This is a genomic window from Erwinia sp. PPS120, from assembly GCF_047918655.1.
Classification (GTDB): domain Bacteria; phylum Pseudomonadota; class Gammaproteobacteria; order Enterobacterales; family Enterobacteriaceae; genus Erwinia; species Erwinia tasmaniensis_A.
The window spans coordinates 148,433-163,670 of sequence record NZ_JBLREF010000007.1 but is presented as its reverse complement, the minus strand read 5'-3'; the positions used below and the strand labels follow the sequence as shown (position 1 = coordinate 163,670).

15 protein-coding genes and 2 tRNA genes are annotated in these 15,238 nt (G+C 54.0%); 10 read left to right on the top strand and 7 right to left on the bottom strand.

Going from position 1 to position 15,238, the window contains the following annotated elements:
* Nucleotides 1–68: 68 nt before the first annotated feature.
* The 5 genes from ACLRGG_RS04420 (at nt 69) to xthA (ending at nt 2,980) form a co-directional block, all read left to right on the top strand.
* A complete protein-coding gene (locus ACLRGG_RS04420; protein ID WP_416248597.1) occupies nt 69–527 on the top strand; it encodes a YchJ family protein in 459 nt (152 codons plus the stop codon).
* Nucleotides 528–573: 46 nt separating this feature from the next.
* Nucleotides 574–1,422 (top strand): formyltetrahydrofolate deformylase, encoded by an 849-nt coding sequence (gene purU, locus ACLRGG_RS04415; RefSeq protein ID WP_416248596.1) that lies wholly within the window; start codon nt 574–576, stop codon nt 1,420–1,422.
* 166 nt (nt 1,423–1,588) lie between these two features.
* Nucleotides 1,589–1,673: transfer RNA gene (locus ACLRGG_RS04410), tRNA-Tyr, on the top strand.
* A 98-nt stretch (nt 1,674–1,771) separates the two neighbouring features.
* A tRNA-Tyr gene (locus tag ACLRGG_RS04405) sits at nt 1,772–1,856 on the top strand.
* Between the two features lie 314 nt (nt 1,857–2,170).
* Nucleotides 2,171–2,980: an exodeoxyribonuclease III gene (gene xthA / locus ACLRGG_RS04400; RefSeq protein ID WP_416248595.1), complete on the top strand. Its 810-nt coding sequence runs from the start codon at nt 2,171–2,173 to the stop codon at nt 2,978–2,980.
* 132 nt (nt 2,981–3,112) lie between these two features.
* Here the strand turns inward: xthA and ACLRGG_RS04395 are convergent, their stop codons facing one another.
* The 3 genes from ACLRGG_RS04395 to ACLRGG_RS04385 form a co-directional block, all read right to left on the bottom strand.
* Nucleotides 3,113–3,481: a DUF1496 domain-containing protein gene (locus ACLRGG_RS04395; RefSeq protein ID WP_416248594.1), complete on the bottom strand. Its 369-nt coding sequence runs from the start codon at nt 3,479–3,481 to the stop codon at nt 3,113–3,115.
* Entirely contained in the window at nt 3,481–5,400 is a 1,920-nt protein-coding gene (locus ACLRGG_RS04390; RefSeq protein ID WP_416248593.1) for a DNA topoisomerase III, read from the bottom strand. The genes ACLRGG_RS04395 and ACLRGG_RS04390 overlap by 1 nt, the downstream gene beginning before the upstream one ends.
* 262 nt (nt 5,401–5,662) lie before the next feature.
* Nucleotides 5,663–6,214 (bottom strand): NAD(P)H nitroreductase, encoded by a 552-nt coding sequence (locus ACLRGG_RS04385; protein WP_416248592.1) that lies wholly within the window; start codon nt 6,212–6,214, stop codon nt 5,663–5,665.
* A 192-nt stretch (nt 6,215–6,406) separates the two neighbouring features.
* On the opposite strand from ACLRGG_RS04385, the gene sppA reads away from it, so the two are divergent.
* From sppA to pncA, 3 genes are all read left to right on the top strand, one after another.
* On the top strand, nt 6,407–8,263 hold the full coding sequence (sppA, locus tag ACLRGG_RS04380) for a signal peptide peptidase SppA (RefSeq protein ID WP_416248591.1): 1,857 nt from the start codon (nt 6,407–6,409) through the stop codon (nt 8,261–8,263).
* 82 nt (nt 8,264–8,345) lie between these two features.
* On the top strand, nt 8,346–9,365 hold the full coding sequence (gene ansA, locus ACLRGG_RS04375) for an asparaginase (protein WP_416248590.1): 1,020 nt from the start codon (nt 8,346–8,348) through the stop codon (nt 9,363–9,365).
* A gap of 9 nt (nt 9,366–9,374) precedes the next feature.
* Nucleotides 9,375–10,010 carry a bifunctional nicotinamidase/pyrazinamidase gene (pncA, locus tag ACLRGG_RS04370; RefSeq protein ID WP_416248589.1) on the top strand — a complete coding sequence of 212 codons (636 nt, stop codon included), beginning with the start codon at nt 9,375–9,377 and terminating at the stop codon, nt 10,008–10,010.
* Nucleotides 10,011–10,078: 68 nt separating this feature from the next.
* Here the strand turns inward: pncA and ACLRGG_RS04365 are convergent, their stop codons facing one another.
* Together ACLRGG_RS04365 and msrB are read right to left on the bottom strand one after the other, a co-directional pair.
* The gene (locus tag ACLRGG_RS04365) at nt 10,079–10,357 is read right to left on the bottom strand and encodes a YeaC family protein (protein ID WP_416248588.1); all 279 of its coding nucleotides are present in this window, start codon (nt 10,355–10,357) and stop codon (nt 10,079–10,081) included.
* 5 nt (nt 10,358–10,362) lie between these two features.
* The gene (msrB, locus tag ACLRGG_RS04360) at nt 10,363–10,767 is read right to left on the bottom strand and encodes a peptide-methionine (R)-S-oxide reductase MsrB (RefSeq protein ID WP_416248672.1); all 405 of its coding nucleotides are present in this window, start codon (nt 10,765–10,767) and stop codon (nt 10,363–10,365) included.
* Nucleotides 10,768–11,105: 338 nt separating this feature from the next.
* On the opposite strand from msrB, the gene gapA reads away from it, so the two are divergent.
* Together gapA and ACLRGG_RS04350 are read left to right on the top strand one after the other, a co-directional pair.
* Nucleotides 11,106–12,101 (top strand): glyceraldehyde-3-phosphate dehydrogenase, encoded by a 996-nt coding sequence (gapA, locus tag ACLRGG_RS04355; protein ID WP_345827716.1) that lies wholly within the window; start codon nt 11,106–11,108, stop codon nt 12,099–12,101.
* Between the two features lie 67 nt (nt 12,102–12,168).
* On the top strand, nt 12,169–13,047 hold the full coding sequence (locus tag ACLRGG_RS04350) for a D-hexose-6-phosphate mutarotase (RefSeq protein ID WP_416248587.1): 879 nt from the start codon (nt 12,169–12,171) through the stop codon (nt 13,045–13,047).
* Between the two features lie 194 nt (nt 13,048–13,241).
* Here ACLRGG_RS04350 and ACLRGG_RS04345 read toward each other — a convergent pair whose 3' ends face one another.
* Nucleotides 13,242–14,093, bottom strand: a complete 852-nt coding sequence (locus ACLRGG_RS04345; RefSeq protein WP_416248586.1) for an aldo/keto reductase — start codon at nt 14,091–14,093, stop codon at nt 13,242–13,244.
* Nucleotides 14,094–14,174: 81 nt separating this feature from the next.
* Entirely contained in the window at nt 14,175–14,924 is a 750-nt protein-coding gene (locus ACLRGG_RS04340) for a MipA/OmpV family protein (protein ID WP_416248585.1), read from the bottom strand.
* Nucleotides 14,925–15,238: the final 314 nt, after the last annotated feature.

Below are 15,238 nucleotides of genomic sequence, written 5' to 3'. Positions count from 1 at the left end.
CCCTGCTGCTCGGTTACCATGGTGCCCTGGTTTTAAATCAGCATCTTAATTTTTCTATCGGAGTCAATGTGTCAGACCCTTGCCCCTGCTGTAGCGGATTGGAGTATAGCCTATGTTGCCACCCCTATCTAAACGATATGGCGATAGCCCCAACGCCTGAAACGCTGATGCGTTCGCGCTATACCGCTTATGCAATGCAAAATGCAGATTATTTGATCGCGACCTGGCACCCTTCCTGCGGCGCCGAGGGCTTTCGCCCGGCGCTTGAAGCGAGCTTTGTAACTACCCGGTGGTTAAGTTTACATATTATTGAAGCAAAAAAACCACGGGATTCTTCTGAAGGGTTTGTTACTTTTTTTGCCAGATTCTCTGAAAATCAGTGTCATAGCTTTATCAGCGAACGTTCACGCTTTCTTCGTGAGGAACAACGCTGGTACTATATCGACGGAATATTCCCTGAAACGGGGCGAAATGACCGCTGCCCCTGCGGCTCAGGTAAAAAATTTAAGAAATGCTGCGGCCAGTAGCCTTAGCCATTAACACAAGAATTGCTTCGACAGGACCCCCATCGCAATGCACCCGCAAACACTGCAACGAAAAGTTTTAAGAACAATCTGCCCGGATGCCAAAGGGCTGATCGCAAAAATCACCAATATTTGCTATAAGCACGAGCTGAATATTGTGCAGAACAATGAGTTCGTCGATCACCGTACCGGGCGCTTCTTTATGCGTACCGAACTGGAAGGCATATTTAACGACACGACGCTGCTGGCCGATCTGGACAGCGCACTGCCTGAGGGTTCGATACGTGAGCTTAATTCTGCCGGACGTCGCCGCATCGTTATTCTGGTGACCCGGGAAGCGCACTGCCTGGGCGATCTGCTGATGAAAAGCGCTTACGGCGGACTGGATGTTGAGATCGCAGCGGTCATTGGCAATCATGAAACCCTGCGCACGCTGGTCGAGCGCTTTGATATTCCCTTTATCTTCCAGAGTCATGAAGGTCTGACCCGCGACCAGCACGATAACAATATGGCTGCGGAAATCGATCGCTTTCAGCCCGATTACGTGGTGTTGGCTAAATATATGCGCATACTGACGCCGGAGTTTGTTCAGCGCTACCCTAACCAGATAATCAATATTCACCACTCCTTCCTGCCTGCTTTTATCGGTGCCCGTCCTTATCACCAGGCCTACGAACGTGGTGTGAAAATTATCGGCGCCACGGCGCACTACGTGAATGATAACCTTGATGAAGGGCCTATTATTATTCAGGACGTCATCCACGTTGATCACAACTATACGGCCGAAGATATGATGCGCGCCGGACGTGACGTTGAAAAAAACGCACTGAGTCGCGCGCTTTATCAGGTGCTGGCACAGCGCGTTTTCGTGTATGGCAACCGCACGATTATCCTGTAATGGCCCGGCCTGTAATGGCGTAAAAGGCTTTTTTGACTGACAATGCAGCAGTCAGGGCAAAAAAACGGCAAACGGTTGATATTCGGGGCGCGCGGGGTTTACACCCGTATTTCATCTGATATGATGCGCCCCGCTTGAGTAAACATATCAGGCAAGCAAGGCCAGTGGTGGGGTTCCCGAGCGGCCAAAGGGAGCAGACTGTAAATCTGCCGTCATCGACTTCGAAGGTTCGAATCCTTCCCCCACCACCATTCGCACTGCCGTTCATTGATAGCCTTTTTCAAGCCATCCCGCACCGCAAGGTAAAGGATGAGAAGTTTCAGATTTGATTGTGTTATACGCTACCCCTGGTGGGGTTCCCGAGCGGCCAAAGGGAGCAGACTGTAAATCTGCCGTCATCGACTTCGAAGGTTCGAATCCTTCCCCCACCACCATTATGATAGCCCCGCTTAATCCCGTTTCCTGCCGTTACCCATTGACATACTGCCCCATACACATGCTGCTATATCCGCGTATGCCACCTGCCTTATTTGCGTATGTTACCCCTCTGCCACCTATGTTATCCCCTCATCTACGTATGCTACCCCTTATCTACATATGCTACCCCATTATCCACGCACAAATTTTCGTCTACAACTAACCTGCTCCGTCAGAAAATGCGACAGGTGAGCGTTAGCATGGCGGATGACATATACCGCCAGACTCTGCTACCATCCGGGCTTATTCCTTCGTAAAAACGGCCTCCGCCATGAAATTTGTTTCTTTTAATATCAATGGGCTGCGCGCCCGCCCTCACCAGCTAGCCGCCATCATTGAGCAGCATCAGCCTGACGTTATCGGCCTGCAGGAAACCAAGGTTCACGACGATATGTTTCCGCTTGATGAGGTCGCCAGCCACGGCTACCACGTCTTTTATCATGGGCAAAAAGGTCACTACGGTGTAGCCCTGCTAACGAAAGCCGAACCCCTCACTGTCAGACGTGGTTTCCCGGGAGATGATGAAGAAGCCCAGCGTCGCCTGATCATGGCCGAAATCCCCAGTCCGGCAGGAAAGATCTTGGTGATTAACGGCTACTTCCCCCAGGGTGAAAGCCGTGACCACCCGACCAAATTCCCGGCAAAAGAAAAATTCTATCGCGACCTGCAAAACTTGCTGGAGACTGAGCAGAAGCCCACCAATCAGGTGTTAATCATGGGTGATATGAATATCAGCGCTGCCGATACCGATATCGGCATTGGTGAAGATAGCCGTAAGCGCTGGCTGCGGACCGGTAAGTGTTCTTTTCTGCCTGAAGAACGGGAATGGATGGACAGGCTGATGGGCTGGGGCCTGGTGGATACCTGGCGGGCGCAGAACGCTGAGGTGAACGACCGCTTTTCGTGGTTCGATTACCGCTCAAAGGGCTTTGATGATAATCGCGGTCTGCGTATTGATTTGCTGCTGGCCAGCAGGCCACTGGCCGAACGCTGCGTAGCAACCGGTATAGACTATGACATTCGCGGAATGGAAAAACCCTCCGACCATGCACCGGTCTGGGCGCAGTTTAGTTTTGATTAGTCCGTTAATCTGACCGGGCAAATGCCCGGTTATGCGTTAATCAACAGAAAAGCAGATCTACCTGACCGGCACCCGGTAACGCGTTACTGGTTTGAACACCAGCCTGTCTGACGCACAGGCACCCGATTAACGTTAATTCTGATGCAGCGTTTGCCAGGTCAGGTTATTAGTGCCGACCGAACGTTCGTCACGACGGCACTGCAATAGTACCCCTTCCATTTTCACTACCGATCCTTCGGTATAGCTGCGATTCTCCCAGGTGCAGCAGCGCAGGCACGGTGGCTGATTGCTGTTTTGCCCCTGGGTCCACGCCTCAGGCGGCATCTCCACCACCACGCCGGTATTATTTCTTCCTGCGGGCGCATAGCCGCCGCCCGCCCCGTATTCACTGTTCACGTCACTGCCCTGGCTGCCGCCAAGGTGCAGGCTCTGGCTGGTAGCCGCTGCCTGACCGCTGAACAGCAGTGCAGTAAACAACATCACTACGGCGTTTCTTCTCATTACTCGGTTTCCTTCGCTTTGGACGCCCTGCGACGCGCCGGTTTTTTTCGATTTTCTGCCGCAGGAAGACCACGAAAAGCATGCACGGCGGGCTGCTGCCGGGCCTGCGAAATCAGATTATGCAGCGTCTCTACCAGCGGCATCATAAAATCCTGATAGCGGCACTGCTTTTCACTGATTTTAGTCAGCGTGGACTCCCACTGGGCAGTCATATCCGGTCTGGCTGCCATCTCTGGCAGCGAGTGGATCAGCGCTCGCCCGGCGGGACTGGCATGAATATAGCGTCCTTTCTTAAACAAAAAAGCCCGTTTGAAAAGCAGCTCGATGATCCCGGCACGCGTAGCCTCTGTTCCTAAACCATCGGTCGCACGCAGCACTTTCTTTAGATCTTTATCCTGAACGAAGCGCGCAATGCCGGTCATCGCTGAGAGAAGCGTGGCATCGGTAAAGGGTCTGGGCGGCTGCGTCTGTTTTGCGACCACTTCTCCACGTTCACAGAGTAGCTCATCGCCTTTTGCCACCACCGGTAGCGGCGTACCGTCATTCTCTTCATCCCGTTCTTTACTGCCCAGGAGCGCGCGCCAGCCCGCTTCGGCAAGAAAACGGGCCTTCGCCATAAATTTCCCGCCGTTTATATCAAGTTCAATCACACATTTGCGGTAGACGGCATCGGGGCAAAACTGCATCAGATACTGCGTGGCGATCAGCCGGTAGATACTGCTTTCGTTTTCACTTAAACGAAGGGTGCCGCCACGCGCCGTTGGGATAATTGCATGGTGCGCATCCACTTTTTTATCATCCCAGCAGCGGTTTTTGCGGTCGCTGTCAAAATCGGCGGGTGGTTGCAGATCGGGCTGATGCACCCCTATCGCGTTGAGAACGGCATGACGTCCGGCGAAGTGCTCATCCGGGAGGTAACGACTGTCCGAGCGGGGATAAGTGATCAGCTTGTGGGTTTCGTAAAGCTTCTGGCAGGTATCAAGCACGGTCTGCGCACTGAGGCCGAAGCGCTTCGCCGCCTCAATTTGCAGCGTGGAAAGGGAAAACGGCAGCGGTGCCGTGTCATTTTCCCGCCTGTCGTTATAGCCGTTGACGTGAGCAGGCTGACCGCCAATACGCGCCACCACATGGTCTGCCAGCGGGCGGTGCAGCAAACGCCCCTCTTCGTCCTGCCAGGATTCGCAGGCATCGCTGGGCTGCCATAGTGCGACAAAGCGCTCATCAGCAGGCGTGACAATATGCGCCTTAACCTCGTAAAAATCTTTTGGTACGAAGCCTTCGATATCTTCATCCCGCCGCACCACCAGGCCCAGTACCGGCGTTTGCACCCGACCGACCGACAGCAGGCCATCGTAGCCTGCATTGCGCCCCAGCAGCGTGTAGGCACGGGTCATATTGATGCCGTAAAGCCAGTCAGCCCGCGCCCGCGCCAGCGCAGAGACGCACAGCGGGATAAATTCGCGATTTTCACGCAGCCGCCCCACTGCCCGTTCTACCGCCTGGGGGTTGAGATCGTTAATCAGGCAGCGCTGCACCTTTTCGCGCTTACCTGCCGGCAGCGCCAGATAATCCAGCACCTCGTCCACCAGCAGCTGTCCTTCCCTGTCCGGGTCACCGGCGTGGATCACTTCAGTGGCCTGTTCCAGCAGCGTTCTGATCACATTGAGCTGTTTAGCCACCGAAGGCCGCGGCTGGAGCTGCCATTTTTCCGGGACAATCGGCAGGTCGGCCAGCGACCAGCGCGCATAGCGGCTGTTATAGCTGTCCGGCTGCGCCTGTTCCAGAAGGTGCCCGACGCACCACGTCACCATATTGTCGGGGCCGCAGGCAATGTACCCCTCGCCCCGGCGGTGCGGCTTAGGTAAGACATCCGCTATCGCGCGGGCAAGGCTGGGTTTTTCGGCAATAAACAAACGCATGCGAAGTGACATCCTGCTTAACTTACAATTTTGTTACTGTACGCCCGGCTTAAGGCGGCATCAGTTCACCCGATGACGCCAGAATACGCTGGCGTGCATCTCAACTGCCCTGCTGCGAGGCCGTGGGTATCATGGCCCGCAATGGTAACCTGTCAGGATAAGCGTGGTAAGTCCGGGCGCATAATTGCCTCTCCGTTTGCTTATTATCGCGACAAACTGCAGGGCGGATCACAAGCCTGGAGGTATTGCGCGCTGGTGTCACTCAGAAATAACTGACAAACGGCGCAGTGTCAGGTGGAAAAACGGTGGTAGAAGATTTGAGCTGGGGTGTGCCAAGGTATAAAAAACCTACCAGACTATCCTGCTCACGGCAGCCAAACGCCTCGCGCACCACCTGATGCTCAGTCCATGCGCCGGTGCGCCAGACGCCATTAAACCCCTGCGCCAGCGCGGCCATCTGCATTGCCATGACCGCGCAGCCCGCGGAAACCACCTGCTCCCAGCGTGGCACCTTCGGATGGTCCTCGCAGCGCGCCACAACGGTGATGATCATCGGTGCGCGAAACGGGGACTGTTTTGCCTTCTCAATGGCCTTTAGATCCATATTATCCTGGCGGGCCGTTGATTCCAGCAGCTGGCTGAAGCGCTCGCGCCCCTCGCCCTCTATGATACTAAATCGCCACGGCTGGAGCGTACCGTGATCGGGCGCGCGCATACCGGCGCGAAGAATATTCTCCAGCGCTTCACCTGCAGGCGCCGGTTCGCTGAGTCGTGAGGCCGAACGACGGTTTACCACTAAATCCAGCGCATCCATAAATTTCTCCTGATAATGATTCTGATTTAGCAGAAACTAGCACAGGATGATGATTTGTTACAGCATGGCGCTTTTTCCTGCTGACAATAGCGCCCTTGCTAATTAGGATGTCACCATCCTGCTCCGCTTTCGACGTTGGTGCGCTTTCGCACCCGGTGAAACGGGCTTTATTACCGCGATTATGGAGATAATATGCGCACATTGTGGCGAGCAATTGCTGGTTTTTTTAAATGGACCTGGCGACTGCTGAATTTCGTCCGTGAGGTCATTCTTAACCTGTTCCTGGTGGTATTAATTCTGGTGTGTATCGGGATCTACTTCCAGATCAGCCGCCCTTCCACGCCAGAGCAATCCCCTAAAGGCGCGCTGATTGTCGATTTAACAGGTACGGTGGTGGATAAGCCCTCCGTCAGCAATAAGCTCAGCAAAATTGGTCGCCAGCTGCTGGGCACCAATAGTAACCGTCTGAAAGAGAATTCGCTGTTTGACGTGGTGGATGCCATTCGTCAGGCGAAAGGCGATGACAATATTACCGGCATGGTGCTCGATCTACGCGATTTCGCCGGTGCCGATCAGCCCTCGCTCCAGTATATGGGTAAGGCCCTGCGCGAGTTTCGCGACAGCGGTAAACAGATTTACGCCACCGGTGACAGCTATAGCCAGGCACAGTACTACCTTGCCAGCTTCGCCAATAAAATTTATCTCTCGCCGCAGGGTACGGTTGATATCCACGGTTTTGCCACTAACGGGCTCTACTATAAGTCACTGCTGGATAAGCTGAAGGTCTCTTCACACGTCTTCCGCGTGGGTACTTATAAGTCGGCGGTTGAGCCATTCCTGCGTGATGATATGTCTCCGGCCGCCCGCGAGGCGGATAGCCGCTGGATGGGCGAGCTGTGGCAGAACTATCTCAATACCCTGGCGGCCAACCGTCAGATCACCCCGGACCAGGTTTTCCCGGGTGCGCAGGGCCTGCTCGACGCACTTCAGAAAACCGGCGGAGACACGGCTGAATATGCCAAAAATGCCCGGCTGGTGGATGAGTTAGCTTCGCGCTCAGCGGTTGATCAGCAGCTGACGAAAGTGTTCGGCTGGGATAAAGAGGCAAAAGATTTCAACGGCACCAGCATTTACGACTATCAGGTCAAAGATAAGCAGTCAGCCGACGGCAATATCGCGGTGATTATGGCTAACGGCGCGATTATGGATGGCGAAGAGACGGCGGGCAGCGTGGGCGGCGATACCACCGCGATGGAAATCCGTCAGGCACGTCTGGATCCGAAGATTAAAGCTATCATTTTCCGCGTTAACAGCCCCGGCGGCAGCGTAACGGCCTCTGAAACCATTCGCGAAGAGCTGGCAGCGGCGAAGGCAGCTGGTAAACCTGTGGTCGTCTCCATGGGGGGTCTGGCAGCATCAGGTGGCTACTGGGTTTCCACCCCGGCCAACTACATCATTGCCAGCCCGAATACCCTGACCGGCTCGATTGGGATTTTCGGGGTTATCAATACCGTCGAAAACTCGCTCGGTGCGATTGGCGTTCATACGGATGGCGTGTCTACCTCGCCGCTGGCCGATGTGGCTACCACTAAGGCGCTCCCGCCTGAAGTTCAGCAGATGATGCAGCTGAGCATTGCGAACGGCTATAAAAACTTCCTCGATCTGGTGGCACAGGCCCGTCATAAAACGCCGGAGCAGATCGACCAGATTGCTCAGGGTCACGTCTGGACGGGCAGCGATGCCAAAGCAAACGGACTGGTTGACGCGCTGGGCGACTTTGACGATGCCGTTGCCAAAGCGGCCGAGCTGGCTAAGCTGCAACAGCCCCAGCTAAACTGGTATCAGGACGATCCGGGCATGCTTGATATGCTGTTCAGTCAGATGGATGTTTCCATTCGCGCCGCGCTCCCTGACGTCCTGAAGGTGTGGCTGCCTGCGCCGGTTATGGACACCATGGCAGCGATGAGAAATCAGCCCGGCCTGTTTGATAACCTTAACGATCCGCAAAATCGCTATGCCATCTGCCTGACCTGTGGTCAGGTGAAATAACCCGGTGGCAGCCCGGCATCACGTCGGGCTGCCTTTACCCCTATTCCTGTCATGCGCCTGTACGACAGGCCAGAGCTTATACATGCAAAAGAAATCTATCTACGTAGCCTATACCGGTGGAACCATAGGCATGCAGCGTTCTTCCCAGGGCTATATTCCGGTATCGGGGCATCTGCAGACCCAGCTGGCAAATATGCCTGAGTTTCATCGCGCCGAAATGCCTGACTTTACCATCCATGAGTATCAGCCACTGATTGACTCATCGGATATGACCCCGCAGGACTGGCAGATCATCGCCGATGATATTCGTCTGAACTACCATCGCTATGATGGCTTTGTGATCCTGCACGGCACCGATACCATGGCCTTCACCGCCTCTGCGCTCTCTTTTATGCTGGAAAACCTCGCCAAACCGGTAATCGTGACAGGGTCACAGATCCCGCTTGAGGAACTTCGCTCCGACGGGCAGCAGAATCTGTTAAATGCACTCTTTGTGGCGGCCAACTTCCCGATCAATGAAGTCTCTCTATTTTTTAACAATACCCTTTATCGCGGTAACCGCACGACCAAGGCTCATGCCGATGGCTTTAATGCCTTCGCCTCGCCTAACCTGGCCCCGCTGCTTGAAGCCGGTATTCATATCCGACGTCTGAACACCCCGCCAGCTCCCCACGGCGAGGGTGAGCTGATCGTGCATCCAATTACCCCGCAGCCGGTTGGCGTGGTGACGATATATCCGGGTATCTCAGCAGATGTGGTGAGCAATTTTCTGCTGCAGCCGGTAAAGGCGCTGATCCTGCGCTCTTATGGCGTGGGTAATGCCCCCCAAAATCCTGCCTTCCTGAAGGAACTTAAAGCGGCTTCCTCGCGGGGGATAGTGGTTATCAACCTGACTCAGTGTATGTCTGGTAAAGTGAATATGGGGGGTTATGCGACCGGCAACGCGCTCGCGCTTGCTGGGGTCGTCAGCGGTTACGATTTAACGGTTGAGGCGACACTAACCAAGCTCCACTTTTTACTGTCACAGGGACTTTCAAGCGACAGGGTACGCCAGCTGATGCAGGTAAATCTGCGCGGTGAACTGACGCCTGACGAGAAATAGAGGTAAATAATGAAAACGCAGCAGGCACTGTTACTGATTGATTTACAGAATGACTTTTGTCCGGGCGGCGCGCTGGCCGTGAACGAAGGTGATGCGGTTATTGCCGTGGCAAATCAGATTGCGCTGCGTTTTCACCAGCGTGGTCAGCCGGTGGTCGCCACGCTCGACTGGCATCCGCATAATCACGGCAGCTTTGCCTCCATTGCCGGAGAAGCGCCCGGGACCCTGGGGAAGCTCGACGGGCTGACTCAGGTCTGGTGGCCCGATCACTGCGTTCAGGGGAGTTGGGGCGCAGAACTGCACCCGGAGCTCAATCGCACTCTTATCACCCAGCAAATCCACAAGGGAACACACCCCCGCACAGATAGCTACAGTGCCTTCTTCGATAATGGCCAGCGCAGCCAGACCGGGCTGGATAGCTGGCTGAAATCGCAGGGAGTGACGGCGCTGACGGTGATGGGCCTGGCGACAGATTACTGCGTAAAATACAGCGTGCTGGATGCGCTAAGACTGGGCTACAGCGTCAGCGTGGTTGTCGCGGGCTGCCGGGGGGTAAATCTGGAACCGGACGACAGCGAGCGGGCACTGGCGGAGTTGGTAGCCAGCGGCGCACGGCTTATTGAGGCTGAAGGAACGCTCCTCTAAAGCTTACTGCCGGGAACTACCGGGGGAGCCTGCCGTGAACCCCCAACGATTATTCCTCCAGGAATAATTTATTGCAGCCTGATGCGGGTGACAGTGTCATCAACGATGCCAAATGCTTCCTTAAGCTCTTTTTTGCTTTTTGTCACCATTTCGCCCCCCTTGCCAATGCTCATATGCTGCGGCTGCTCATTATATTTCGCCTGCCACATCATAACCAGCTGCAGGCTGTTCTCTTTCTGCGCGTCAGTCAGCGCGACGCCGTCGGCCCATTTACCCGTTTCAACGGCAGTCAGCAGTCGCTGGTAAACATCGGGCGTCATGGCATTAATCATCTCATCCAGAACCATTGTGGCTATCCTTTAATATTGTTGCCTTCTTCGTCAGAAAAGCTTAACGAAGCGGAGTTGACGCAGTAGCGCTCGCCAGTAGGCTGAGGGCCATCCGGAAAGACGTGCCCCAGGTGGGCATCACAGCTGCCGCAGCGGATCTCAATGCGCTGCATACCGTGCGAGTCATCTTCAATGTAGCGAATAGCATCATCGCTTACGGGCTGATAAAAGCTGGGCCAGCCGCAGCCTGAGTCGTACTTGGTTTCCGACAGGAACAGCGGCGAATTGCACACGAGGCAGTGATACAGACCCTCGCCTTTGTTATGTAACAGCTTGCCGGTAAAGGGTCTCTCGGTACCGTGCTCCTGAGTGACATAACGCTGTACTTCGTTTAAATCGGTTTCTGGGTTCAGATGTTTGTTAGCCATATCAATACTCTCTGGCGGTGTGTCCGGGATAATGTTTAACATTCTAACAAATACCTGACAACGTCAGGGGGTTTTTTCGCTTACAGAGATATCTGAAAGTAAAAGCAGTCGATTATGTGATTCAGATCACCCTTTGATACCCCTGACCCTTTATATTCGTGCAGGAAGGCCCAAGATTAGGTTCTAACGGGTGGCGCGAATCAGGCTTTCAGATAAATTATTCCTGTTCTCAGGTTTGATTTGTCGCAACAATTGAAGCGATTCCGCTTGACGCCTGGTAAGGTTTTTGTAATTTTACAGCCAACCTTTTATTCACTAACCAATAGCTGGTGGAATATATGACTATCAAAGTAGGTATCAATGGTTTTGGCCGTATCGGTCGCATCGTTTTCCGTGCTGCTCAGCAGCGTTCCGATGTAGAAATCGTTGCAATTAACGATCTGCTGGACGCCGAGTACATGGCATACATGCTGAAGTACGACTCTACCCACGGCCGTTTCGACGGTACTGTAGAAGTCAAAGACGGCCATCTGGTTGTTAACGGCAAAACCATTCGTGTTACCGCTGAAAGGGATCCAGCTAACCTGAAATGGGGCGAAATCGGCGTTGACGTTGTTGCTGAAGCAACCGGTATCTTCCTGACCGACGAAACCGCACGTAAGCACATTCAGGCTGGCGCGAAGAAAGTCGTACTGACCGGTCCTTCTAAAGACAACACCCCAATGTTTGTTATGGGCGTGAACCACAAGTCTTACGACGGCCAGGACATCGTTTCTAACGCATCCTGCACCACTAACTGCCTGGCACCGCTGGCAAAAGTGATCAACGATAAGTTCGGCATCGTTGAAGCACTGATGACCACCGTGCATGCAACCACTGCAACCCAGAAAACCGTTGATGGCCCGTCTCACAAAGACTGGCGTGGCGGTCGTGGCGCATCTCAGAACATCATCCCTTCTTCTACCGGCGCAGCAAAAGCCGTAGGTAAAGTGATCCCTGAGCTGAACGGCAAACTGACCGGTATGTCTTTCCGCGTGCCTACGCCGAACGTCTCCGTGGTTGACCTGACTGCTCGTCTGGCTAAGCCTGCCTCTTACAAAGAAATTTGTGATGCAATCAAAGCGGCTTCTGAAGGCGAACTGAAAGGCGTTCTGGGCTACACCGAAGATGACGTGGTTTCTACCGATTTCAACGGCGAAGTTCTGACTTCTGTTTTTGATGCCAAAGCAGGTATCGCTCTGAGCGACACCTTCGTCAAACTGGTTGCCTGGTATGACAACGAAACGGGCTATTCAAACAAAGTTCTGGATCTGATCTCTCACATTGCTAAATAAGCAGGTGAAGGACTAATGAGGGCGACTCCGGTCGCCCTTTTTTTATCGGCTTGAAAAAGGTTTCCTCATGAGCGAAAAACTCTTTTCCCTGGCGGTTATTGACCAGATCACACCCTATATTTCGCAGAGAAAGATGGGCGACCTGCCCCTTTTGACCATCGTTCATCCAAAAGTCAGGGCAGCCATCACCCTACAGGGCGCGCATCTGATTGCCTGGCAGCCAGGCGGTGAAAAGCCCGTCATCTGGCTTAGCGAGAAAACGGCCTTCACTGCCGGGAAAGCCATACGGGGCGGCGTACCCATCTGCTGGCCATGGTTTGGTCCGGCAGGTGAACCCGCTCATGGCTTTGCGCGTAGCCTGCCGTGGACGCTGTCGGCACACGATGAGAATGAAGAGAGCGTGATGCTGACCTTCGTCCTGGAAAGTGACGAGCGCACGAAGAAGCTCTGGCCACATGATTTCACCCTGATTGCACGCTTCCGCTTCAGCGATCGCCTCGAAATTGAACTGGAGGCGCACGGAGACTTTGAGGCAACTGCCGCACTGCACAGCTACTTTAACGTTGCCGACATCGCCGGTGTTGAAGTGAGTGGGTTGGGCCACCCCTATATTGATAAGGTCAGTGACGGGGCTGAGGGAAACTCTGCATCCGGCAGGCAAACCTACCCCGATCGCGTCGATCGGGTGTATACCCAACCTGAAGACTGTAGCGTTATCACCGATACCTCTGGTCAGCGCACTATTGAAGTGTATCACCATCATCATAGTGACGTTGTCACGTGGAATCCTGGCCCTGCGCTTTCATGCAGCATGGGAGACATGGCCAATGAGGGTTACAGAACGATGGTGTGCGTGGAAACGGCGCGTATCTCATCCGCAATGAAGAGTTCTGACGAATGTCCCTCACGGCTGGCTACCACCATCAAAGTGCGTAGAAACGCCTGACGATACGCAGTGAGGCAGTAAAAAAGGGACCGCCTCACCAGGTTCCAGTCCCGTACTGCCTCCTTGCTACCCGATCGGGTTTAACTAACGCTTAACGCGACCCGGCGTCTGAGCCAACTTGTCCGATGTCGAGCGCGACCCTGCATCAGGCCCGGCTTGTACGACGTCGAGCGCGACCCGGCGACTGGCATGGCTTAAACGACGTCGAGCGCCACCTTGCTGGCCGGCGGTGGAAAGGCCTGGTCCATCAGCGTCAGCTCCTCGCTGTTCAGCACCACTTTTAACGCAGCCGCATTCTCGTCAACGTGTTGCACCGATCCCGCTTTGGGGATGGCCATCACGCCGTGCTGTCGAATCACCCAGGCCAACAGCAGCTGGGCTACACTGATAAGCTTTTGCTGTGCAATGTCTGCCAGCACAGGGTTATTCATCAAATCGTGACGCAGACGCCCCGCCTGCGCCAGCGGGCAGTAGGCCATCACCGGAATGCCGCGCTGCTGACAGGCAGGCAGAAGATCGAACTCAATTCCGCGCGAGGCCAGGTGGTAAAGCACCTGGTTAGCCGCGCAGTCCGCTCCCCCTTCTTCTGTCAGCAGGTCCTGAAGATCGCTGTTGTCGAAATTGGAGACGCCCCAGTGCCTGATTTTGCCCGCCTGCTGGAGCCGCTGCATAGCGGTGATGGTTTCCTCAAGCGGAATGCTGCCCGGCCAGTGAAGAAGGTAGAGATCGAGATAATCCGTTTTCAGCCGCCGCAAACTGCGTTCGCAGGCGTCAATAGCGCTCTCCGCCCCGGCATTCCAGGGATAGACTTTTGAGACCAGCCAGGCCTTGTCCCTTCTTCCCTGCAATGCTTCGCCAACCACTTCCTCTGCTCCGCCGTCAGCATACATTTCAGCCGTATCAATTACGTTCAAACCCAGTTCGAGTCCGTGCTGCAAAGCGGCGACTTCTGATTTACGGTGGTCGCTATTTTCGCCCATATACCAGCTCCCCTGACCGATGGAAGGCAGGGTAATCTCGTTTGAAAAATTAATGGATGAGCTCATGTATTTCTCCTGCACTCTTTTGGGGGGTGACTGTCGTGCAAAAGGGCGCAAAGCGCCCTTTTTCGGTGCAATGAATGGCGATCAGAACGTGTAGCTAACGCCCGTCCACAGCATGACCTGGGAATTATTGTCGACCATCGGACTGTCTTTTACTTCGCTGCTCAGACGGGTGTAGCGGCCTGATAGCGAGGCGTTCCAGCTCTGATTAATTGCATAGGCGGCGGTCAGCTCCAGATAGGGGCTCCAGCTATCCCCGGCGTCATAGCTGCTAAGTCCGCTACGGCGCGATTCGCGTCTGGAGACGCCGTAGTAGTAGTCATTTTGATTTTTACTGCTGTACAGCGCACCAATACCCGGCGTCAGGCTGAGATCGCCCATCTGGAAGCGATAAAGATAGGCCAGATCCCAGATAATGCCGTTGCTGTTATCAAGCAGATCGCCCGCGACCACGGTGCGCAGGATGCCCCAGTCACTGGTATGACGGTAAGCAAGCCCGCCCATCGCGGTCATATGGCGATTATCAAGCTTCTTTAGCTGCTTGTTATCGGTGTCGCTGGTTTTGAAATTTTCCGGTGAACCCAGCACGGTCAGCGACAGCTGATCCTGTTTGTCATTCCAAAGGTAGTACCCGGCCTGAAAGCTACGAACGTAGAAGCTGTCACCTTCATAATTAATGATGGGTAAAGGGTAGTAGCGGTTCTGCCCCCCTTTATACGGGCTCTGGCTGTAGATAACAGAAGCCCCGAGGGTTAAGGGGTTGGCCTCGGCCAGGGTTGAAGCCAGAGATGAAGATAAAATTACGGTTAAAGCACTAACTTTGAAATAGTTCACAATTTATTCGTTCCATAAATATAACAATCAGGTACGGCAGTTTAACAATTTCTGCCGCGTGAGTTAAAATTCTTATACAACCTGTAGCACTCAGAATCAATTATTGCCATCACCCCCGGACGAATCAACGGCAGCGGCTTATTTACAAATTTCTGCCAGACCGCACCAGGTAAGGTTATTGCTAAGTTGAATTATAACTTTGTTATTGAAATATCATTGAAAAGCTTTTTGGCGTCAGGACATTTTACGAATGCCAACTACGCTTAACTCTATGACGCTACATTTTCAATGAGCAGAGTAACCCCAGGATTTGC